This is a genomic window from Kitasatospora sp. NEAU-CNBT7, assembly GCF_057220535.1.
Genome location: NZ_JBXQQB010000040.1, coordinates 50,569 through 72,621, shown reverse-complemented (window position 1 = coordinate 72,621; position 22,053 = coordinate 50,569). Strand labels below are relative to the sequence as shown.

General features: G+C 75.0%; 17 protein-coding genes and 1 rRNA gene. 14 read left to right on the top strand and 4 right to left on the bottom strand.

Annotated features, from left to right (window positions below; genetic code table 11):
• The first annotated feature begins 106 nt into the window (after positions 1-106).
• The 10 genes from rrf to AC2TEW_RS33890 all read left to right on the top strand — a co-directional run bounded on the left by rrf (position 107) and on the right by AC2TEW_RS33890 (position 12,260).
• Positions 107-223 (top strand): 5S ribosomal RNA (rrf, locus tag AC2TEW_RS33935).
• A gap of 189 nt (positions 224-412) precedes the next feature.
• Positions 413-1,837 (top strand): sensor histidine kinase, encoded by a 1,425-nt coding sequence (locus tag AC2TEW_RS33930; RefSeq protein WP_484627109.1) that lies wholly within the window; start codon positions 413-415, stop codon positions 1,835-1,837.
• On the top strand, positions 1,789-2,445 hold the full coding sequence (locus AC2TEW_RS33925) for a response regulator transcription factor (RefSeq protein ID WP_484627108.1): 657 nt from the start codon (positions 1,789-1,791) through the stop codon (positions 2,443-2,445). The genes AC2TEW_RS33930 and AC2TEW_RS33925 overlap by 49 nt, the downstream gene beginning before the upstream one ends.
• A 188-nt stretch (positions 2,446-2,633) precedes the next feature.
• Positions 2,634-4,256: a DUF2637 domain-containing protein gene (locus AC2TEW_RS33920; protein WP_484627107.1), complete on the top strand. Its 1,623-nt coding sequence runs from the start codon at positions 2,634-2,636 to the stop codon at positions 4,254-4,256.
• A gap of 124 nt (positions 4,257-4,380) precedes the next feature.
• Positions 4,381-5,670, top strand: coding sequence for a DUF6986 family protein (locus AC2TEW_RS33915; protein ID WP_484627106.1), 1,290 nt, complete (start codon positions 4,381-4,383; stop codon positions 5,668-5,670).
• A 221-nt stretch (positions 5,671-5,891) separates the two neighbouring features.
• On the top strand, positions 5,892-6,539 hold the full coding sequence (locus AC2TEW_RS33910) for a YigZ family protein (protein ID WP_484627105.1): 648 nt from the start codon (positions 5,892-5,894) through the stop codon (positions 6,537-6,539).
• A 310-nt stretch (positions 6,540-6,849) separates the two neighbouring features.
• On the top strand, positions 6,850-8,679 hold the full coding sequence (locus AC2TEW_RS33905; protein ID WP_484627104.1) for a hypothetical protein: 1,830 nt from the start codon (positions 6,850-6,852) through the stop codon (positions 8,677-8,679).
• 182 nt (positions 8,680-8,861) lie between these two features.
• A complete protein-coding gene (locus AC2TEW_RS33900; RefSeq protein ID WP_484627103.1) occupies positions 8,862-10,538 on the top strand; it encodes a restriction endonuclease in 1,677 nt (558 codons plus the stop codon).
• A 147-nt stretch (positions 10,539-10,685) separates the two neighbouring features.
• Complete coding sequence (locus tag AC2TEW_RS33895; RefSeq protein ID WP_484627102.1) at positions 10,686-11,126, top strand: DUF6278 family protein; 441 nt, start codon at positions 10,686-10,688, stop codon at positions 11,124-11,126.
• 351 nt (positions 11,127-11,477) lie between these two features.
• On the top strand, positions 11,478-12,260 hold the full coding sequence (locus AC2TEW_RS33890; RefSeq protein WP_484627101.1) for a ZIP family metal transporter: 783 nt from the start codon (positions 11,478-11,480) through the stop codon (positions 12,258-12,260).
• 48 nt (positions 12,261-12,308) lie between these two features.
• Here AC2TEW_RS33890 and AC2TEW_RS33885 read toward each other — a convergent pair whose 3' ends face one another.
• On the bottom strand, positions 12,309-13,310 hold the full coding sequence (locus AC2TEW_RS33885; protein ID WP_484627113.1) for a LysR family transcriptional regulator: 1,002 nt from the start codon (positions 13,308-13,310) through the stop codon (positions 12,309-12,311).
• A 237-nt stretch (positions 13,311-13,547) separates the two neighbouring features.
• Here AC2TEW_RS33885 and AC2TEW_RS33880 point away from each other — a divergent pair, with 237 nt between their 5' ends.
• Entirely contained in the window at positions 13,548-14,489 is a 942-nt protein-coding gene (locus AC2TEW_RS33880; protein ID WP_484627112.1) for an EamA family transporter, read from the top strand.
• Here AC2TEW_RS33880 and AC2TEW_RS33875 read toward each other — a convergent pair.
• Complete coding sequence (locus tag AC2TEW_RS33875; RefSeq protein WP_484627100.1) at positions 14,380-14,880, bottom strand: MarR family winged helix-turn-helix transcriptional regulator; 501 nt, start codon at positions 14,878-14,880, stop codon at positions 14,380-14,382. The genes AC2TEW_RS33880 and AC2TEW_RS33875 overlap by 110 nt on opposite strands.
• 167 nt (positions 14,881-15,047) lie before the next feature.
• On the opposite strand from AC2TEW_RS33875, the gene AC2TEW_RS33870 reads away from it, so the two are divergent.
• Positions 15,048-15,389, top strand: a complete 342-nt coding sequence (locus AC2TEW_RS33870; protein WP_484627099.1) for a DUF2218 domain-containing protein — start codon at positions 15,048-15,050, stop codon at positions 15,387-15,389.
• A gap of 47 nt (positions 15,390-15,436) precedes the next feature.
• On the opposite strand, the gene AC2TEW_RS33865 is transcribed toward AC2TEW_RS33870, so the two are convergent.
• Positions 15,437-16,132 carry a phosphatase PAP2 family protein gene (locus tag AC2TEW_RS33865; protein ID WP_484627098.1) on the bottom strand — a complete coding sequence of 232 codons (696 nt, stop codon included), beginning with the start codon at positions 16,130-16,132 and terminating at the stop codon, positions 15,437-15,439.
• Between the two features lie 372 nt (positions 16,133-16,504).
• Positions 16,505-17,845, bottom strand: a complete 1,341-nt coding sequence (gene gabT / locus AC2TEW_RS33860) for a 4-aminobutyrate--2-oxoglutarate transaminase (protein ID WP_484627097.1) — start codon at positions 17,843-17,845, stop codon at positions 16,505-16,507.
• A 241-nt stretch (positions 17,846-18,086) separates the two neighbouring features.
• On the opposite strand from gabT, the gene AC2TEW_RS33855 reads away from it, so the two are divergent.
• Together AC2TEW_RS33855 and AC2TEW_RS33850 are read left to right on the top strand one after the other, a co-directional pair.
• The gene (locus AC2TEW_RS33855) at positions 18,087-20,141 is read left to right on the top strand and encodes a type IV secretory system conjugative DNA transfer family protein (RefSeq protein WP_484627096.1); all 2,055 of its coding nucleotides are present in this window, start codon (positions 18,087-18,089) and stop codon (positions 20,139-20,141) included.
• A gap of 157 nt (positions 20,142-20,298) precedes the next feature.
• Positions 20,299-21,864, top strand: coding sequence for a PucR family transcriptional regulator (locus AC2TEW_RS33850; RefSeq protein ID WP_033824381.1), 1,566 nt, complete (start codon positions 20,299-20,301; stop codon positions 21,862-21,864).
• Positions 21,865-22,053 lie beyond the last annotated feature (189 nt).

Here is a 22,053-nt window from a genome sequence, read left to right as displayed (position 1 = left end):
AGGCCGAGGGCTTGTCCTCAGTTGCTCGCGTCCACTGTGTTGTTCTGAAACAACGACCCCACATCGCAGGTCACGTGGTGTGGTGCGGTTGACAGTTTCATAGTGTTTCGGTGGTCATAGCGTGAGGGAAACGCCCGGTTACATTCCGAACCCGGAAGCTAAGCCTCATAGCGCCGATGGTACTGCAGGGGGGACCCTGTGGGAGAGTAGGACGCCGCCGAACAATTTTTCAGTAGAAGCCCCTCCGGGTGTCCCGGAGGGGCTTCTCGCATTTCCGGACCAGGTCGCACGCCGGCGAATCGGAGGGTGGACCTAGCACCACCTCGATTGTGGTCCCTGGGCCAGTGTTTCCGTCCGCCGGTCCCGACAGACTGGTGACCGTACGGAGGCAGTGGAGCGAGAGGGAACACGGATGGCGACGCAGAGCATGACTGCGGTGGCGGGATCGGCGGAACGTCTCCGTGGGTGGCTCGGACGGGCGGTCCAGGCGCTGGGCCGCTGTCTTCGGCTGGCGGTCCAGGCCGTGGCCGGTCCGTTCCTGCTGCTGGTCTGGCTGGGGATCTGCCTCACCCGCCTGTTGGACGAGCAGTGGTACTCGTTCCAGGAGGTCTTCTGGGCGTTCGTCGGCACGCTGTTGTGGCCGGTGGCGTTGATCGCCTGGTCCCGGCTGAGTGCGGGGTGGACGCGTCGGGCGGCCCTGGAGTGGTACGGACTCAAGCAGCCCGCGTCGTACGCCCGGGTGCCGGTGGCGACGGTGGACGAGCGCGGGCAGTGGTGGACGGGCCGCTCGTACCACCGCAACCGGTGGAGTGCGGACGCGGTGCTGTACGCGCGGTCGGTGGCGGGTGATCCGGCGACGTGGCGGGACGTCAGGTCGCTGGCGCTGAACGGTGCTGCCGCCGCGGTGCTGGCGCTCCCGTGCCTCGGCCTGGTGGTCGTCGGCGGCGGCGGGCTGGCCGTCACGGTGGCGGCCGCGCTGGTCGACTGGCAGGACGGTTACGGCTCGATCGGCGCGTTGCCGGTGGCCGTGGTCCAGGGGACGCCGGGGCTGTTCGCGCTCACGGTCGGTCTGTTGGCGGCACCGCTCGGGGTGCGGCTGTACGGGACGTGGCTGCGGCATGCGTTCGACCGCCGGAGCGGGGGACGGCAGGAGCAGGCCCGCTTGACCCGGCGGGTCGAGCACCTCACGGCGACCAGGGCCGACGCGGTCGGGAGCCAGGCGGCGGAGCTCCGCCGGATCGAGCGGGACCTGCACGACGGCGCCCAGGCGCGCCTGGTGGCGATCGGGCTGACGCTGGGGACCATCGAGCACCTCTTGGAGAGCGATCCGGCCGCGGCCAAGTCGCTGCTGGCCGAGGCACGGCAGTCCTCGGCGAAGGCCCTGAAGGAGCTGCGGGACCTGGTGCGGGGCATCCATCCGCCGGTGCTGGCGGAGCGCGGGCTGGCGGACGCGGTGCGGGAGCTGGCGCTGGAGGCCCCGCTGGCCACGGAGGTGACGGTGAGTCTGCCGGGCCGGCCGGAGGCGCCGGTGGAGGCGGCGGTGTACTTCTGCGTGAGCGAGCTGATGGTCAACGCGGCCAAGCACTCGGGTGCCGGCCAGGTGTGGGTGGACATCCTGTACCGGGCCGGGCAGCTGCGGGTCACGGTCACCGACGACGGCTGCGGCGGGGCGAGCATGGAACGGGGCGGCGGGCTGTACGGGATCGAGCGGCGGTTGGGTACCTTCGACGGAGTTCTGACGCTCGACAGCCCGTCGGGCGGGCCGACGACCATCACCATGGAGCTGCCGTGCGCGTTGTCCTCGCCGAGGATCTCTACCTTCTCCGGGAAGGTCTGACGAGGCTGCTGGAGGCGCACGGCTTCACCATCGCGGCGGCCGTCGAGACCGGGCCCGACCTGCTGGATGCGCTGCTGGAGCACCGGCCGGACGTCGCGGTGGTGGACGTCCGGCTGCCGCCCACCCTGACGGACGAGGGGTTGCAGGCGGCGCTGGCGGCGCGGCGGCGGATCCCCGGGCTCCCGGTCTTGGTGCTCTCCCAGCACGTCCAGCAGCTCTACGCCCGGGAACTGCTGGCGGACGGCTCGGGCGGGGTCGGCTACCTGCTGAAGGACCGGGTGTTCAACGCCGACCAGTTCATCGACGCGGTCCGCCGGGTGGCGGCGGGTGGTACCGCGATGGACCCGGACGTGATCGCCAAGCTGCTGCAGAGCAACGCCCGTTCGCAGCCGGTCCGGCGGCTGTCGCCGCGCGAGCGCGAGGTGCTCGGTCTGATGGCCGAGGGGTGCTCCAACTCGGCGGTCGGCGCCAGGCTGCTGATCAGCGACGGAGCGGTCGCGAAGCACATTGCCAATATCTTCACGAAGTTGGAACTCGCGCCCGCCGAGGACGCCAATCGCCGTGTCCTGGCGGTACTTGCGCATCTCAACGGAGCCGGCGAGAGCTGACCGGGCCCCCCGGGTGGGGTCGGACGAAACGCGTGTGCGAGTAGTATCCGGTGGGCCGAACCGGTCCCACGCGCAGCGCTCCCGTGCGCCCGGCAGTGGTCCTGTCTGACGAGGGTGTCCGACGCGAGCGGATCCGGCGGCAACGGTCGCGTACGGCAGCAGCCGAGTCCCCAGGGGTTGATCACCGAATGTCACGTCCATCCCTCACCCGTGCCCACCGGGTCCTGCTGGGGTTGGTGGCCGGAGGCGCCTGCCTGATCTCCGGCATCGGGTTCGCCGGCTCGTACGCCGCGGTGCGCGAGCTCGCCCTGGAGAAAGGATTCGGCACCTTCTCCTACGCCTTCCCGATCGGTGTGGACGCGGGCATCGTGGTCCTGCTCGCGCTGGACCTGGTGCTGACCTGGCTGCGGATCCCGTTCCCGCTGCTGCGGCAGACGGCCTGGCTGCTGACGGCGGCGACGATCGCCTTCAACGCCGCCGCCTCCTGGGGCGACTCGCTCGGCATGGCGATGCACGCCGTCATCCCGGTGCTCTTCGTGGTCGTGGTCGAGGCCTCCCGGCACGCCGTCGGCCGGATCGCGGCCATCACCGCCGACCGGCACATGGAGTCCGTGCGGCTGATGCGGTGGGTGCTGTCGCCGGTGCCGACCTTCCGGCTGTGGCGGCGGATGAAGCTCTGGGAGCTGCGTTCCTACGACGAGACGGTGCGTCTGGAGCAGAACCGCCTGGTGTACCGGGCGCAGCTGCGGTTCCGGTACGGCCGGGGCTGGCGCCGGTCGGCGCCGTTCCAGGCGCTGCTCCCGCTGAAGCTCGCCAAGTACGGTGTGCCGCTCGACCCGAGCGTGCTGGACCGGATCGACGGACCGCTGCACGCGGTGCAGGGCCCGCAGGCCGGTCGCTCGACGCTGACCACCGCGAGTCTCCAGGAGCCCGTCGCGATCCGCGCCGAGGCCGCGGAGCCGCAGGAGGGCCAGGCCGGGCAGGCCGAGCAGGACCAGGCGGCGGTGTCGGCGGTGTCCGCCGCGATGGCGGTGCCGACGCTGGCGAAGCTGGCGGCCGTCCGGCTGCGGGACGCGCAGGATCCGCAGGGCGACGAGCAGCCGGCCCGCCCGGCGGCGGAGCAGAGCGAGCTGAACGTCTGGACCGCGCGCGCGGTCCGGGCGCACACCGAGCAGATGGAGGAGGCCGCCCGGACGGCGCGTACGCCGGGGCAGGCCTCGCCGTGGTTCAAGCCGCCGCGGCCGAGCCGGCCGGCGGGGGAGCCGGTCGAGGTTCCGGTCCGGCCGGAGCAGCGGCAGCGGGCCGACCGGACGGTGGCCGCCGAGCGGCGCGGTCCGGAGGGCTGGGTGTCCGAGCAGCGCAGGCCGGCTGCGCAGCACGAGGCCGAGGTCCGGCGGGGGCCGGTCGCTGCGGGCGGGCCGGTGGCGGCCGGGCCCGAGCAGGCGGCGGAGGCCGAGCCGATCCGGATCGGGCACCGCCCGGTGCGGCTCGACGGCGAGCTGCACGCCGAACCGCAGGCGGCGGTGGCGGAGCAGCTCCCGTTCGACCGGGCGGCCGCGGCGGAGCCGGACGAGCAGTGGGCGGGCCGCCGGCCTGCGCCGGAGCCGCTCGACCCGGACGTCTGCTTCGAGGCGCTGATCAGCTACATGGACGTCTACGACAACCAGCCCGACCAGCAGCGGTTCGCCGAGTTCCTGACCCGGGAGTGGAACGTGGCCGGCAGTCGGCCGGACGGTTCGGTGAGCCCCAAGGACCTGGACCGGATCTGGCATGAGCTGCAGGACCGCTACGTGGCCGCGGGCCGGGAGTAGTCCGGCCGGGCGCCGTCGGCGACCGGTCCGCCCCTCGGGCGGCCATTGACGCCCCGGACGCGCCGCCGTTACCTTCACATCAACAAATTGTTGAAGATGCTGTCTGTGTCGTGGAGGAGTCCGGATGTCGCAGGTCCAGGTGGACGGTAGCAACCCCGGCGGCGGGGCCTCGTTCTCGGCGGCCGCCCGTGCCGCCGTCGACGCGCTGCTCGCGCCGGTCGACGCGGACCTGGCCCGCCGGTACCCCGGGGACCCGGGCACCCGCCAGCCCGTGCACACCGTCTACGTCCCGGCCGACGCGTTCGCCGCCGACACCGTCGCCAGCTGGGGCCGGCAGGCGCTGGAGGCCTTCGACACCCACGCGGCCACCCCCGCGCAGCTGGCCGAGGCGCTCGGCGTCCCGGCCGACGACCTGCTCGCGGACGTGCACGCCCGGGTCCGCGCCAAGCTGGAGCGCGAGCCGGTCGAGGACCTGCGGATCGACTTCGAGGACGGCTACGGCCCGCGCCCCGACGCGGAGGAGGACGCCGCCGCGGTCCGCACCGCCGAACTGGTCGCCGCCGCGGTGGCCGACGGCACCGCCCCGCCGTACATCGGCATCCGGATCAAGTGCATGGAGGCCGCGGTCCGCGACCGCGGGATCCGGACCCTGGAACTCTTCCTCGCCTCCCTGCTGGCCGCCGGTCCGCTGCCGGAGGGGCTGGTGCTCACTCTGCCGAAGGTCACCTACGCCGAGCAGGTGACGGCGCTGGTCCGGCTGCTGGAGGACTTCGAGCGGCGGGCCGGGCTGCCGGCCGGCCGGATCGGGTTCGAGATCCAGATCGAGACCACCCAGGCCATCCTCGGCGCCGACGGGCGGGCCACCGTGGCCCGGATGATCGAGGCCGCCGAGGGCCGGGCCACCGGTCTGCACTATGGGACCTTCGACTACAGCGCCTCCTGCGGGGTCAGTGCCGCCTACCAGAGCATGGACCACCCGGTCGCGGACCACGCGAAGGCCGTGATGCAGGTGGCCGCGGCCGGTACCGGTGTCCGCCTCTCCGACGGCTCGACCAACGTCATCCCGACCGGGCCCACCGCGCAGGTGCACGCGGCGTGGAAGCTCCACCACGACCTGGTCCGCCGCTCGCTGGCCCGCGCCTACTACCAGGGCTGGGACATGCACCCGGCGCACCTGCCGACCCGGTACGCGGCGGTCTACACCTTCTACCGCGAGGGGCTCGCGGCCGCGGCCGCCCGGCTGGCCGCCTACGTGGCGAAGGCGGGCGGCGACGTGATGGACGAGCCGGCCACCGCCCGGGCGCTCAGCGGCTACGTGCTGCGCGGGCTGGACTGCGGCGCGGTGGACCTGGCCGAGGTCACCGGGCTGACCGGCCTGGACCGCGCGCAGCTGGACGCGCTCGCCGGGCGCTGACGGGTCCGGGGCCGGCGGGTCCGGTCCGGCGGGTCCGGTCCGGCGGGTCCGGGCGGAGCCGCCCGGGCCGGGGCCCGCGTTAGGCTGGCGGGGGCAGGGGGACCCCGCCGGCCTGCTGTTTCTCCCGGGCTTCCGTTCCCCGTGGACGGGATCGCAGGCGGGCTCCCACGGCCCGCTCCCGTCCTGCCCGCCCCCGTGAACCGTTCTGGAGACCCCGCGCCATGTCGGAGCCCAGCCCCAGGCCGTACCTGACCGTCCGGCGCTCCGTCAGCCAGGAGACCGAGGTCAAGAAGTCCCGGTTCATCTGCCACCTGGCGAGGGTGGGCGACGAGGACGAGGCCCAGGCCTTCGTGGCGGCCGTCCGCAAGGAGTACTGGGATGCCAGGCACAACTGCACCGCCTTCGTGGTGGGGGACGTGCAGCGCCGGGAACGGTCGAGCGACGACGGCGAACCGGGCGGCACCGCGGGCGTCCCGATGCTGGAGGTGCTGCGGCGGCGCGGGATCACCGACACCGTCGCGGTGGTGACGCGTTACTTCGGCGGGATCAAACTGGGCGCGGGCGGACTGGTGCGGGCCTACGGGAGCTCGGTCTCCCTGGCGCTGGACGAGGCGGGACTGCTGGAGCGGCGGCCGGTGGCGCTGCTCGCCGTGACCGCCGGCCACACCCGGGCCGGACGGCTGGAGAACGAACTGCGGGCGGCCGGCCACGAGGTGCGCGGGCTGGTCTACGAGGCGGACGGGGTGAGGATCGAAGTCGGGGTGCCGGAGGCGGAGGTGACGGGTTTTCACGCTTGGCTGGCGGAGAACACCGGTGGGACCGCGCACGCCGAGGCGGCCGGGCGCAGCTTCGTGGAGGTCCCGGTCTGAACCCGACCACACCCCGCGCCCAGCAGGCAAGCAATGCCACGGGGTAACACTCGAACGAATGAACAATGCCCGGCAGCGGAACTTCCGCTCCGGGCCCTTTCGTCTTCTACCACAAGGAGTGCGGACGGGCACGGCGTCCGACGGCCCGACCGGGCCCGCCGGGACCACCCGCCCGCACCTCGCGCAGGACACGTCACGGCAGCACCGCACGGACGGATCGCAGACACCGGCAGAGCAGGCCGCCCGACCGGGCCGGCCGACCAGATGGAGGACTTCAGGCCCCACCGCCGCACCCCGGGAGGTACCGCGCATGACACCCGAGCACGCCCCGCCGCCCTATCGGATGACCGTCACCACACCCCGGACGCACCGGGACACGGTGGCTCTGGCAGACCAGCTGCTGGCCGGGTGGCTGAAACAGGAGGGCCACGAGGAGCCCCCGCCGCCCGCCGAGCCGCACCCCGCCGAGCCGCATCCCGCCGGGGCAGCGGCCGCCGAGCCGGTCGCCCCGCCCGCGCCGCCCCCCGAGCGGCTGCGCCTCGGCGAGCGGGTCCTGCTGGACCGTGACACCGGCGCCCTGCGCGGCGGGCCACCGGGCGGGCGGTACAGCCGCCGCCGGCTGCGGACCCCGGCCGCGCACGGCATCGAGCAGCTCACCCTCACCGTCGCCTCGGCCGCCGCCGGGCAGCCCTGCTGGCTCCGGCTGGAGGCCGAGCACCTGCCGACCGGTGCGGGCATCCGCACCTCGAGTCGGGTCCCCGTCCCCGAGCTGGCCCGCGGCCTGCTCCCGCTGCTGGACGCCACCGACGGGCCGGTCGCGCTGTCCGCCCAGCCGAGGGTGATAGCCAAGGGCGAGGTCGACGCCGTGATCGACGAGCTGTGCGACCCGGAGCGCCGGCTCCCCGTGGTGGTCGCCAGCGTGCCGCCCGCCGTGGCGATGGACACCTGGCTGGCCGAGGTGGTCCACCCCCTGGTTCGGCAGCTGACCGGTCTTGCCTCGCTGTACGTGCTCGGTCATGCCGCGCTCCCGCTGTTCAACGTCGCGCTGGAGTACCACAAGGTCTACGGCGGAGCCGTCCGGACCTATCTGCCGGAGGTCGATCCGGCCTCCCGTTACGACGGGGCCCGCCATCCGGTGATGCCCCGGCGCCGGATCGACGAGGACGTCCGGCGGGCCGCCGCCCTGCTGGCCCGCGAGCCCCGGCGGTTTGCCGCCGAGCTGCCGCTGCCCGACCTGCTGGCCGCGGTCCCCGTGCTGCAGCCGCCGCCGCTGGAGCCCCGCCCCGCACACCCCGGGCCCGCACATCCCCGGCCCGCCCGGCCCGGACCCGCCGACAGCAGAACCGGTGCCGGTGCCGGTGGCGGTACCGATGCGGCGCCCCGCGGCACCGTCCCCGGGCAGGCGTCGGGCTCCGCCGGCGACCGCTGCGAGCGGCAGTCCCGTGCCGACGAGCTGGAGCAGGTCCGGCGCAGCCTGGACAGCTCCCGCCGCCGCCAGGCCCGGCTGCTGGCCGAGACCGACCAGCAGGACGCGGTGCTGCGGCATGTGAGTGCGCAGGTCAGGGCGCTGGCCGCCCGGCTGTGCACACTGGCCGGGCCGGACGCGCTGGACCATGCGGGGCTGGCCGCCGACGTCTGCGCCGAGGAGGAGTGCGCGCCGGGCAGCTTCGGCGAGCTGGTCTGCCGGTTCGCCGAGTTCCCGCTGCTGGAGTTCACCGGGGACGAGAAGGAGACCCTGGCGCTGGACGGGCAGTGCGACGGCTCCGGCTGGGCCAGGCTCACCTGGGACGGTCTGACCGCCCTCCAGGAGTACGCCACCGCGGCCGTGCGCGGCGAGGCGGGCGGCGACTTCAAGCAGTGGTGCGAGCACACCCCGGCCGGCTGCCACCACTTCCCGCCCCGGAAGGCGGTGCGCGGCGAGTCCCGTACGGTGACCAGCCACGGCAAGTGGAAACGCCAGCGGATGCTCCCGGTGCCGGCCTGCGTGGACTCCTCCCGCCGAGCGTTCATGGGCGCCCACCTGCGGATCGGCGGCGGCGGGACGGCTCCCCGGGTGCACTATCTCGACGACTGTTCCCGCAGCGGCCGGATCTATGTCGGGTATATCGGCCTGCACCTGACCAACACCCGGACCAACTGAGGAGGCCCAGGAGGGGGACCAGCGGTCGGCGGCGCGCCGTCAACCCGGCCCCGGTGGAAGGGCGGTGGCCTTCTGCCGGGCTCGGCTGACCCGCGCCGCGCGACCGTGGACAATGCTGCACAGGGCCACCCGCCGGTGGGCTCCGCCGACCGGCGCCGGACGAGCAGGGGGAACGACCGCCGATGCAGCACTCATCCGAAGGCCGCCCGGACACCACCGCCACCCTCCTTCAACCGGGTTTCCTGGCCTCGGTCTTCCGGGACCTGGGCGCCGAGGTGCCGGAGCAGGGCAGCGCGCCGCCGCAGGAAGGCGGCGATCCGGGGGCGGACGCCGGGCCGGACCGGGCCGCCGGGCAGGAGCAGCCGCCGGGCCAGGACGAGGAGGTGGCGGCGCACGGCCGCGCCGCCGCGCTCGCCCACCACCGGACGGTGACCGTCCGGGCGGCGCACGAGCGGCTGGCCGACCTGCTCCGCCGGGCCGCCCTGCCGGTGTCCGCGATGGACTTCGAGAGCCAGCTGCGCAGCTACGAGCCGCGTCCGTACCCGGCCGGGGAGCCGGACCCGCAGACCGGTCCCGAGCCGCGCTGGGCGGACTTCGCCCCGCCGGAGCCGGCCGCCGACGACCCCGACCGGCCCGCTTCCCGGCTGCTGCTGGACTCCGGCTACCAGCGCGGCCTGGCCCAGGCCCGGCTGAGCCACCAGCGGGCGCTGCGCGAGTGGCGGACCAGGCAGGCCGAGGCCGACGACAGCGGTGCCCGCGAGGCCCGGCTCGCCCACGAGCAGGCCGAGCAGTCCCGGGCCAGGGCGGTCAGGGAGTACAACGAGACCCTCAAGGAGTGCCGCCGGGCCTACCGCCAGTCGGAGCCCGCCGCCGTGGAGTCCCTGCTGGAGCGGGCACTGGCCGCCGCGGAGGGCGCCACCCAGGACCTGCCGGCGCCGTGCCGGGCCGTGTTCCGACCGCTCACCAGCACGGCGGTGCTGGACCTCGACCTGCCGCCGCTGGACGTGGTGCCCGAGCTGGACGGTTACCGGCTCGGCACGGGCGGGGAGGTCGAGCCGGTGCCGCGCCCCGCCGCCGACCGGGCCGCGGACTACCTGCGGCTGGCCGCCCGCCTCGCCCTGCGCGCGCTGCAGGCGGCGGACGCGGTCGACACCGAGGAGATACTGGCCGGGGTGGTGCTCAACGGCTGGCTGCGGTCCGACGCCCCGGGTGCCCGGCCGCTCTGCCTGCTGAGCGTGGACGCCGACCGCGACGCCCTCGCCCGCACCAGGCTGCTCCCGGCCGAGGACGCCGGGGCGGGGGCGGCGGACCCGGCCGAGGCGGGCGACGGCATGGGGGTCTACGCCGACGCGGAGCAGGACGAGGCACTCGTCCGGCTGCGGGAGCTGGCCGCGGTGGTGACCCCGGACCCGTACGGCCCGGTCGAGGTCGAGCCCAGTGGGACGGTCGGGGCGGCGGTGCCGGCGGCGGAGGAGCTCTCGTCCAACGAGTTCGCCCACCTGGTCCGGGAGTTGCTCACCAAGGGCGGGCTGGTCGGCTGGAACGTCCGGCTGCGCGGCCCGGCCGGGCTGGTGGCGACCGGCGAGGGCGGCCCGGGCAGTGCGCTGCCCGGACGCTGGGTGGTCTGGGCCTCGCGCGAGCCGGGCGCCGTGGGGGAGGAGCAGTTGCGCACGCTTGCCGAGGCGGTCCGGGAGGAGGGGGCCGAGCGCGGCCTGCGCCTGACCACCGGGCGGTTCACCGAGCAGGCGCTGGACCTGACGGCCGGCACCCGGTACGAGCACATCCATCTGATCGACGGCCGCGGGGTGCAGGAGCTGGCCAGGACCCACCTCGGCCTGCCGCTCACCACCGACGGCTAGCCGTTCGTCGGCGGTCGGCGGTCGGCGGTCGGCGGTCGGAGTCGGTGGCCGGTGGCCGGGGCGCGGTACGGCAGGGGGCGCCGCGCCCGGCGCCGGTGTACCGGCGGATCTGCCGTCGGTCGTTGCGCGGCCTGTCAGTCTGGACCCATGGGATTCGGATTCTTCGACCACTGGCGGGCGCGCGGCGAGCAGCGGGCGGAGCCCGGCGGGGGAGCCGGGGAGGACCGGCGGCAGGAGGCGATGGCGGAGCTGTTCGCCGAGTGCGGGCTGCTGCGTGAGCTGGCCGGGGCGGCCGGGGTGCGCCTGGACGATTCGGCGCAGTCGCTGTCGGCGCTCGACCAGTTGCTGCCCCGCTGGCGGGACGACCCCGAGGTCTCGGACTGGCTGGGCAACGACGCGGGCCTGTACCTCGGGACCGTGATCCGCCGTACCCTGCCGGCCGCCGAGTGGCGGCTGGGCGAGCACGGCCGTCCGCTGCTGGTGCTGCCCACCGGGCTGGAACTCGACGTCACGGCCCTCGGGCACGGTTGGGCCGACCAGGGCACCCCCGAGCTCTCCGCCGTCTACCTGGCCGCGACCGACGGCTGAACCGGCCGTGCCCGGGAGCCGACGCACCGTCACCCAGGCACATCGTCAACCAGGCAGGCCGCCACCCAGGCAGGCCGTCACTCGGACAGGCCGTCACCCCGACGGGCCGTCCGGCGGGCGGTCCGGGGCGCCGGCCCGCAGGCTGGGCGCAGGCTCCGGCTCGACCGGGCCCGGGCCGGGCGGTCGCGCCCGTGGGCAGCGGTCCGCGCGGCCGTCCGGCCCATCGGGCAGTCCGGTGGTCCGGCAGTCCGGCAGCCGGGGTAAGGGCGTCGGGACCCGGGCCCGGGCCGTGCGGGGCCGCAGGGGCGCCGGCGGTCCACGCCGTGGCCACCGCCGGAGGGGAGCGTCACGATGACCGCCGTGCTGGTCGCCGCGGGCGCCTTCCTGATGACCCTGATCGGCGGCTACGTCGCCCAGCGCACCGGCGACCGGCGGCACCTGGTGCTCGGCTTCGCGGCCGGGCTGATGCTCGGCGTGGTCTCCTTCGACCTGCTGCCGGAGGCGTTGGCGGCGGCCCCGACCGAGGTGCACGGGGTGCCGCAGGCGCTGCTGATGTTCGCGGCCGGCTTCCTGGTGATCCACATCGTCGAGCGGGCGGTCGCCATCCACCGGGGCCACGAGGGCGAGTACGCCGCGCACACCCACGGGCACGGGCATGGGCACCACCGCCACGGCCACGGGCAACCCCACCCGGGGACCCAGCGGGTCGGTCTGGCGGCGGCGAGCGCGCTGGTGGCGCACAGCGTGATGGACGGCTTCGCGATCGGGGCGGCGTTCCAGGCGGGCAGCACGGTCGGCACCGTGGTGGCCATCGCGGTGGTGGCGCACGACTTCGCCGACGGGTTCAACACGTACACCATCACTCGGCTGTACGGGAACGACCGCCGGCGGGCGCTGACCCTGCTCACCGCCGACGCGCTGGCGCCGGTGACGGGGGCGGGGATCACCCTGCTGTTCACCATCCCGGAGCAGTTGCTCGGCCTCTACCTGGGCTTCTTCGCGGGCTTCCTGCTGTACCTGGCGACCTCGGACATCCTGCCCGAGGCGCACAGCCCGCACCCGTCGCGGTCCACGCTGCTGTGCACGCTGGTGGGGGTGGGATTCATGTGGCTGGTGATCGGTTTCGCCAGTTGACCGGCGGCCGCCCGCGGTCCCGCCCGCCGGGCACAGTCTCCCCGCCGGTCACCGCCTGACGCAGGGTCCCCGCCGCTCCGCGACGCCCGGCCTCGCGCTCGCCACGTGCCGCCCCGCCCCGGCGCCGCGGTCAGGGGCCGGGCGGCCGGCCGGGAGGGCGTCCCAGTGCCGGCGCATGGCCGTCAGCGCCGCCGTGATGGCGGGCCGGCGCGACGCCTGGCTGCGCCAGAGCGTGAAGACCCGCCGTGAGGGCTCCGGGGCGACCGGGCGGGCGGCGACGCCCGCGGGGAGCACCCCGCGGCCGAGCCGGGGTACCAGTCCGATGCCGAGACCGGCGGCGATCAGGGCGATCTGGGTCTCGAACTCGCCCACCTGGTAGACCACGTCCGGTTCCTCGCCCGCCTCCCGCATGGTCCGCACCAGCCAGTCGTGGCAGATGTTCCCCGGTGGCACGCTGATCCAGCGCTGTCCGCACAGGCGTTCCACCGGCACCACGTCCAGTGCGGCCAGCGGGTGGGCGGCCGGCAGCAGCAGGTCCACCGGGTCCGGCCCGAGGTCGAGGCGGGCCAGCCCGGTCTGGACCGGCAGCGGCACGCTGGGCCAGTCCTGGACCAGCGCCAGGTCGACCTCGCCGCGGGCGACCAGTTCGGCGGCCAGGTACGGATCCGACTCCACCAGGCGGACGTCCAGCTCCGGGCAGCTCTCCCGCAGGTCGGCCAGGGCACCCGGGAGCAGGCCGCGGGCGCCGGTGGCGAAGGCGGCGATCAGCAGTCGGCCGACCGCCTGGCCGCGCTGCTCCTCCAGCGTCACCTCGGCCTGCTCGACCAGGGCGAGCAGTTTCTCGGCGGTGCCGACCAGTCGGCGGGCGGCGTCGGTCAGGACCACGCCCCGGCCGCGCCGCTCCAGCAGGACCGTCCGGGTCTCCCGTTCCAGCTTGGCGATCTGCTGCGAGACCGCCGACGGGGTGAAGCCGAGGGCGCCCGCCGCGCCGCCGACCGAGCCGTGCACCGCCACCGCGTGCAGTGCGCGCAGCCGTCCGAGGTCCAGCACCGTGACCACCCCCGCCTTCCTGGCTCCCCCGGGCCCGCTGCGACGACCACCGGAGCGAGACCGATTCAGTAGTGCTTAACAGTCTGCTTCAGAACTCATCGCTGGTGCTACACGGTGGCCTGCGGCCATGCTCGATCCATGCCAGCGACCCCCGCCACCGCGACCCCCGCCACTGCGAGCCCCGCCGCCGCGAGCCCCGCCACCCAGCCGCCTGCCATCGCGCGCCCCGCCACCGTCATGAGTCCGCGTCACATCGCGCTGGCGGTGGCGGTCGCCGCCGTCTGGGGCCTCAACTTCGTCCTGATCCACATCGGCCTGGAGAACTTCCCGCCGCTGCTGTTCTGCGCGCTGCGGTTCGCGGTGGTGGCGGTGCCGGCGGTGTTCCTGGTCGGACCGCCGAAGATGCCGTGGCGCTGGATCCTGACGGTCGGCTGCACCCTCGGGGTGGCGAAGTTCGGGCTGCTCTTCCTCGGCATGCACGCGGGGATGCCGGCCGGGCTGTCCTCGCTGGTGCTGCAGAGCCAGGCGGTGTTCACCGCGCTGTTCGCCGCGGTGCTGCTGGGGGAGCGGTCTTCGGGGCTGCGGGTGGCAGGTCTGGTGACCGCCTTCGCCGGCATCCTGCTGGCCGCCGCCGACCAGGGCCCGTCCGGGCCGGTCGGCGCGTTCGTGCTGGTGATCGCCGCGGCCGGGTTCTGGGGCCTGTCCAACGTGCTCACCCGCCGCGCCGCGCCCCCGGACGCGCTGCGCTGGATGGTCTGGGTGAGCGCCGTGCCGCCGCTGCCGCTGCTGGGCCTGTCGCTGCTGGTCGAGGGCCCGCGGGCGGACCTGGCGGCGCTGGCCGGGATCGGCCCGGCGGGGATCGGGGCGATCCTCTACGTCGGCCTGCTGTCCACCCTGTTCGGCTTCGTGGCCTGGAGCTTCCTGCTGCGCAGCTACGACGCCTCGGCGGTCGCGCCGTACTCGCTGCTGGTGCCGGTGTTCGGGATGTCCTCGTCCTGGCTGCTGCTCGGGGAGCGGTTCAGTCCGCTCGCGGCCGGCGCCGCCGTGCTGGTGATCGCCGGGATCGGGCTCACTGCGCTGCGTCCTCGCCAGCCGGCTGCCGTCTTCCGTGTCCTGCCTCGAAGGCGCTCTCCGCGCCGCGCAGCGCCTGCAGCAGCGCGGACTGATCGGACGGGCTGACCGGCGCGAAGTACTCCTGCGCCACCTCGTGGCGGACCTGCCCGATCCGCTCCAGCGCGGCCCGGCCGTCCTCGGTCAGCACCAGCCGCACCGCCCGCCGGTCGGTCGGGTCCGGGGTGCGGGTGACCAGCCCGGCCTCCTCCAGGGCGTCCACCACGGTGGTCGCGGACCGCGGCGCGATGTGCAGCCGCTCGGCCAGCTCGCTCAGCCGCATGGTCTCCCGGCCCTCGCAGCCGGGCGCGTGCGCGAGGGTGCGCAGGGCGCGGGCCTGGCCGGGGGTGATGCCGTACGGCTCCAGCCGCTGCATGGTCTGCCGGCGGATCCGCTTCATCGCCCGGGTGAGCGCGTCGGCGAGTTCGGCGGCGGTGTCGGCCGTCGGCGGCGTGGTCATGGCGGGCTCCGGACTCGGCGTGCCCCGGGCCGGGGGCCGACCCGAGGTGGAGCCAGGGTATCCGGCGGTGGGCGGGCCCCGGGGGCGAGATATTGAGCCAAGCTCAGCATCTGGGGTACGGTGAGGGAACTTAGGTCATCCTAACCAGCCCGAACCGGAGTCCCGCCATGCCTCGTTCCGAAGCCCGCGTCCGCACCGACCGCCCCGCCCGCTACGGCAAGCAGCTGGCCGCCCACATGGGCCGCAAGATCCAGGCCGACTGGTCGGAGGAGGCCGGCCGCGGCGAACTCGCCTTCCGGGCCGGCACCGCCGTGCTGGTGGCCGAGGCGGGGGCGCTGCTGCTCACCGTCGAAGGCGCCGCCGACGACCTGCCGGGCCTGGAGGACGTGGTCGGCCGCCACCTGGTCCGCTTCGGCACCCGGGACGAGCTGGTGGTCGAGTGGCACCGCGACAACGGCGAGCCCGGCCTGGTCCAGCGCAACGAGGACGGCCCCGCCGAAGGTCGGTGAGCGGCCCGGCCGACGGAAGGTCAGCGAGCCGTCCGGCCGGCTGGAGGTCAGCCGGCCGCCCGGTCGGGTTCGCGGCCGTCCGGCCCGGTCGGTGCCGGGGTGGCCCACCGGGCCAGGCCCCACAGCACCAGGGCGCCCAGGCACCAGCTCGCGACCACGTCGAGCAGCCAGTGGTAGTCGCTCCACACCAGGCCCCAGCCGACCCCCGCGCAGAGCAGGGCGGTCGCCGCGTACAGCCGGCGGCGGGCCGGCGCCGCGAGCTCCCGGCTCACCAGCAGCGCCGCGGCGCCGTACGCGATCGTCGAGGTCGCCGTGTGGCCGGACGGGTACCAGCCCAGCTGCTCCGGCGAGAGCGGCACCCCGAACGGGCCCGGCCGGGCGAACAGGGCCTTGCCGGGGATGACCAGCGCGGGCAACAGGACGCCGGCCAGGACCGCCACCGCCACCGGACGCCACCGGCGCGGCGCCCCCGCGCGGTACCGCAGCCAGGCCGCCGCCGCGCCGCCCAGCAGTAGCAGCGGGAAGGCCGGGACGTTGCCGCCCAGGTCCGAGAGGGCGACGCCGAGGTGGTTCACGGCGGTGCTGTGCAGGTCGTGGCGGAACTCGTAGGTCGCCCGGCGGGCGGCCCGGTCCAGGCCCAGCAGCGGGCCGTCGGCCGCGACCTGCCAGGAGACCACCGCGAGCAGTGCGAACAGGACCGCCGGCAGGACCGTGGAGCGGGCGGCCGCCCCCAGGGCATGCATGAGCCGCCCCGAGGCGGGGGGGAGAGCCCCGGGGCGGCTGAGGTGATCGCCGTTCCGTGCGTCCCGGGGGGTTTGGGGCGGACGGTCGGTCGATCGGTCATGGGGGTCCGGCGCCCTGTCGGGGGCGGCGGACCGGGTTGTCGCTAAGTCGTCTGGCTCGCTGTCCATCTGCCCATGACAGTACGTCATGACCCTGCCCTGATGGGCGGGTTCGCCCGATCGCCACAGCATCTTCACCACCGGTAGTACAACCTCCATGGCGGCTCGACGGTCCGCGCAGATCCGCGCGCGTGCACACCGGACGTCCACCTCAAACGGAACGACCCGGTCCGAAGCGGACCGGGTCGTTCAGGGCGTTCGTGCCGGGTCGGATCAGACGGCGGCGAAGGCGCTCTCGATGATGTCGAGGCCCTCGGTCAGCAGGTGCTCCGGCATCACCAGCGGCGGCAGGAAGCGCAGCACGTTGCCGTAGGTGCCGGCGGTCAGGACCACCAGGCCCTCGGCGTGGCAGGCCTTGGCCACCGCGGCGGTGAACTCCGGGTTCGGGTCCTTCGTGCCGGGCTTGACCAGCTCGACCGCGATCATCGCGCCGCGGCCGCGGACCTCGCCGATCACGTCGAACTTCTCCTGCATGGCGCGCAGACGGCCGAGCATGACCTCGCCGATCCGCTTGGCCTTGCCGTTGAGGTCCTCGGACCTCATGGTCTCGATCGAGCCCAGCGCGGCGGCGCAGGCCACCGGGTTGCCACCGTAGGTGCCGCCCAGGCCGCCGGCGTGCGCGGCGTCCATGATCTCGGCGCGGCCGGTCACGGCGGCCAGCGGCAGACCGCCGGCGATGCCCTTCGCGGTGGTGATCAGGTCCGGGACGATGCCCTCGTCGTCACAGGCGAACCACTGGCCGGTGCGGCAGAAGCCGGTCTGGATCTCGTCCGCCACGAACACGATGCCGTTGGCCTTCGCGTACTCCACGATCGCCGGGAGGAAGCCCTTGGCCGGCTCGATGAAGCCGCCCTCGCCCTGGATCGGCTCGATGATGATCGCGGCGACGTTGTCGGCGCCGATCTGCTTGTTGATCATGTCGATGGCCTGGGCGGCGGCCTCGGCGGCGCAGTTCTCCGCACCGGTCAGCCAGCGGTAGGGGTAGGCCACCGGCACCCGGTAGATCTCCGGCGCGAACGGGCCGAAGCCCTGCTTGTACGGCATGTTCTTCGCCGTCAGGCCCATGGTGAGGTTGGTGCGGCCGTGGTAGCCGTGGTCGAAGACCACGACGGCGGTGCGCTTGGTGTACGCGCGGGCGATCTTCACCGCGTTCTCGACCGCCTCGGCGCCCGAGTTGAACAGCGCGGTGCGCTTCTCGTGGTCGCCCGGGGTCAGCTCGTTGAGCTGCTCGGCCACGGCCACGTAACCCTCGTACGGGGTCACCATGAAACAGGTGTGGGTGAAGGCGGCCAGCTGCTCGGTCGCCTTGGCGACCACGGCGGCGGCGCTGTTGCCCACGTTGGTCACGGCGATGCCGGAACCGAAGTCGATCAGGGAGTTGCCGTCCACGTCCTCCAGCACGCCGCCGCCGGCGCGCGAGACGTAGACCGGCAGGGTGGTGCCGACACCGGCGGCCACCGCGCCGAGCTTGCGAGCCTGCAGCTCCTGCGACTTCGGGCCGGGGATCGCGGTGACCAGACGGCGCTCCTGCGGGAGCGGCGTTGCAGCGCTCATGGTGTTCTCCAGATTCTCAAGACGCGGTAGTTCGCAGGCTACGGCGGGCCCTGCCGCCCGGGCATGCGCCACTCGGTAGCACTGGGCCGTACGACTTGTCCGGCACGGCCAGTGCCCGCGGATCGGCTACCGGCAGGTTCCGCTCCACTACATTGAGCGCGGGCGTGTCGCCGGGTGGGCGGCATGGGTAAAGGCGGCACGGGGACGGTCGTGCAGGGTGGGCACAGGGAGCGGGGCCGGGATGGAACTGGACGGCGGACACGGCCGGCAGGCCGCGCACACGGGGGAGCCGGCCGGCGTACCGTCCCAGCGGGGCGGGCGGTTCGACCTGGCGGGCTGGGTGGGTGCGCCGCGGCCGGAACTCCCCGCGGGCATCTTTCGGCTTCACTACCGTCCGATCGACGAGGGCCGGAGCGAGGACGCCGCCGTCGCGGCCGGACCGCTGCTGCTGCGCGCGGTGCTGAACCTGGTGGTCGGCTGGCTCGCCTTCGTGTACGGGCGGCAGGCGCTCTTCGCCCTGATGGGGCTGGTGGGTCTCGGGACGCTGCCGCTCGTCCCCACCATCCTGCTCGCCCTGCTGGTCAATCTCGCGCTGGCCTACTTCGTGATCAAGGTCTTCGGGCGGATGGGCCGCTGGCCGGAGATCTGGCGCCGCTACCTCGCACCGCTGCTGTCCCGGACCGTCACCCACGAGGAGCCCGCCGCCCCGCTCCCCGGCAGCCAGGCCGGGCCCGCCGGGCCGGCCGATCCGTGGGCCGAGTTGCGGGGCGGGGGGGCCGGGGCGGCGGCGGTGCGGCTGGACGGGGAGGCGGTCGGGGACGTCGACTACGTGCGGATCCGGCAGGCGTGGCGGGCGGTGCGCAGTGCGCCCGAGCTGCTGCCGGCGTTCAGCGAGCAGGTGCTGGGGCGGGGGGCGGCCGCGTGCGCGCACCCGTCCGAGGCCCGCGACCTGCCGGGCCGCGGGGCCCGGCACGATCTGCTGACCGGCCAGGTGCGGCTCGGTACGGCGCAGGACGTGGTGAAGAACCCGCTCGCGCACCGCTCGGCGGGTTTCGCGCTCGACCCGGCCACGCTCGGCACCTCGCTGCTGGCCGTCGGCCCGGCGGGCACCGGGAAGACCGCCGCCCTGGCCCGGCCGCTGGCCGAGGCGCTCTGTCTGCAGGCGCTGGCGGGGACGGCCTGCGCGGTGGTGGTGGGGGCGGCCGACAGCGACCTCGGGCCGGACTCCTGGTACGACGTGGTGATCGCCCCGGGTGACCCGGCCGCCCCCTACGGGCTGGATCTGTACGGTGCGGCGCGGACCGCCGACGAGGCCGCCGCGCGGCTCGCCGACGCGCTGCTGCCCGACGAGCTGGTGCTGCGCGGGGAGAGCGCGCGGACGGCGCTGCAGCAGGTGGTCGGGCCGTTCCACGCGGCGTACGGGCGCTATCCGGGCGTCCGCGAGCTGCGCGGGCTGCTGGGCGGGGACGACGAGCGCTGGGCGGAGCTGACCGAGGCGCTGCGCAAGGCCGGCCGGGACGCGGTGTTCGAGGCGGACCTGCAGCAGCGGGCGAGGCAGAGCGGCCGGGCCGACGACCCGGGGGTGCTGCTCGCCGACCGGCTGGCGCTGCTGGACCGGCCGGTGTTCGCGGACTGCTTCGCCGGGCCGGCCGGGGCCAAGCCGGCGTTCGCGATGCGGGCGCTCGACCACCCGCTGCGGGTGCGGGTCAAGCTCCCCGAGCGCAGCCACCCGGAGGCGGCCCGGATGCTGTCGCGGCTGGTGGTGGGGCAGTTCCTGCAGGCCGCGGCGGTGCGCGAGGAGCGCGAGCTGTTCGCCGGCCTGGTGGTGGACGACGCCTCGGCCGCGGTGGACCAGCACGCGGTGCGCGGGCTGCAGCGGATCCGGGGGCTGAACGCGGGCGCGGTCCTGCTGCTGCGGACCCTGGTGGACCTGCCGGAGGGGCTGCGGGCGCCGCTGTTCGGCGCGGTCGGCTGCCGGATGGCGTTCCCGGGGATCGCGCCGTGGGACGGCCGGCTGTTCTCCGAGGCCTGGGGGACGCACCTGGTCACCGAGACGGCGGTCACCCACACCCCCGACACCTCCGGCGGGCTGGTCCGCAAGGCCGCCCGGGGGCTGCGCAAGGCGCTGTCCGGTACGGCCGCGCAGACCCGGTCGGTCACCACCCGGGACGTCGAGCGGCACCGCTGGTCGCCGTCGGACCTGGCGCACGCGCTGCCGTCCGGCCACGCGGTGATCTCGCTGTCGACGGTGACCGGCGAGCAGGTGCCGCCGCTGCTGGTCGATCTGCGCAGCTGAGGCCCGGTTCGGGCCGTTCCGGCAGGGACGGCCCGGCGGGCCTGACTCCGGTCCGGTGGATTCGGCGTTCCGGCTTGTCCGGGGCGTACATAATGGGGGGAGACCCCTTTCTCGCCCGGCCGCAACGGCGCGGCCTGGTCGAACCATCGAAGGTGCCATGCCCCCCACACTCGCCTCCGTCGTCCGCAACACCGCGCTCCACCTCACGGTGCTGGCCGGCGCCGACCACCTGGAGCGGCCCGTCCGCTGGGTGCACACCAGCGAGCTGGACGACCCGACGCCCTTCCTGGAGGGCGGCGAACTCCTCCTCACCACCGGCATCAAGCTCGGCAAGAGCGCGGCCCGGCTGCAGGCCTACGTCCACCGGCTGGCCGACGCCGGGGTGGTGGGCCTCGGGCTCGGGGTGGGGCTCTCGCACTCCGAGGTGCCGCAGGCCCTGGTCGACGCGGCCGCCCAGCGCGGCCTGCCGCTGCTGCGGGTGCCGGAGGCCACGCCGTTCATCGCGATCTCCAAGACGGTCTCCGCCGCGCTGGCCGCCGAGCAGTACGAGGCGGTGACCACCAGCTTCGAGGCGCAGGAGGAGCTGACCCGGGCGGCGCTCGGCAAGGACGGCACCACCGCGGTGGTGCGCCGGCTGGCCGCCCGGCTCGGCGGCTGGGCCGCGCTGTACGACGGCTCGGGCGCGCTGTCCGCGGTGGCGCCGGACTGGGCGGCCCGCCGGGCCGGCCGGCTGGCCGCCGAGGTGGACCGGCTGCGCCGCCGCCCGGCCCCCTCCAGCGCCGCGCTGCAGGGGCGCTCGCCGGGCATCGACACCGCCGACGAGGACTACGTGGTGGTCCAGTCGCTGGGGGCCGACCGGCGGGCCCGCGGCTTCCTGGCGGTCGGCACCGAGGACCGGATCACCCCCACCGAGCGGTACGTGCTGAACGCCGCCGTCGCACTGCTCACGCTGACCCTGGAGCGCTCCCGCGAGCTGCGGCAGGCCGAGGAGCGGATGGGCGCCGCGCTGCTGCGGATGGTGCTGGCCGGTGAGGTGGCGACCGCCCGGCAGGTGGCGTCCGGGCTGTTCGGCGGGCTGCCGGAGGGGACGATCCGGGTGCTGGTGGCCGGTGCGGCCGCCGGGCCGGAGGCGGCCGAGGCGCTGAGCGAGCTCGGCGACCGGGCCGAGCAGGCCGGCGGCAAGGTCGGCGAACGGCTGCTGGTCTCCCGCGAGGACGGGCCGCACGGTCCGCGCCTGATGGTGCTGGCGCTGGACAACGGCGCCGCGCACCGGGCCTGCCTCGGCGCGGTCGAGGAGCAGGAGGGGCTGTCGCTCGGGGTCTCCGCACCGGCCGCCCTGGAGGACGCCGGGACGGCGTACGCGCAGGCCGAGCGGGCGCTCGCGGTGGCGCAGCGCGGCGGCCGGCGCTCGGTGGACCACGAGGAGGTCGGGGCGGGCTCGCTGCTGCCGCTGCTCGGCGAGGAGGCGGTCACCGCTTTCGCCGAGGGGCTGCTGCGGCCGCTGCGCGACCACGACCGGACCGCGCGCGGCGATCTGGTGGCCAGCCTGCGGGCCTGGCTGTCGCGGCACGGCCAGTGGGACGCGGCCGCCGCCGACCTCGGGGTGCACCGGCACACCCTGCGCTACCGGATGCGGCGGGTCGAGGAACTGCTGGGCCGCTCGCTGGACGACACCGACGTCCGGATGGAGCTGTGGCTGGCCCTGCGCTCCGGCGAGGACTGACCGGGCCGCGGGGACCGACCGGGCCGCGGGGACCGACCGGATCGGGGCGACCGACCGGGCCCCGGGGGCCTACCGGGCCCGGCGTCCGCGGCCTTCTCGCCATGGTGTAGTGGACCGGCGGCCGACCGCTCCGCTGCGTCCAATCCGGTTTGCTCCATCCGGGTCCTACCGTGGGTGGCAGGTTCCGCG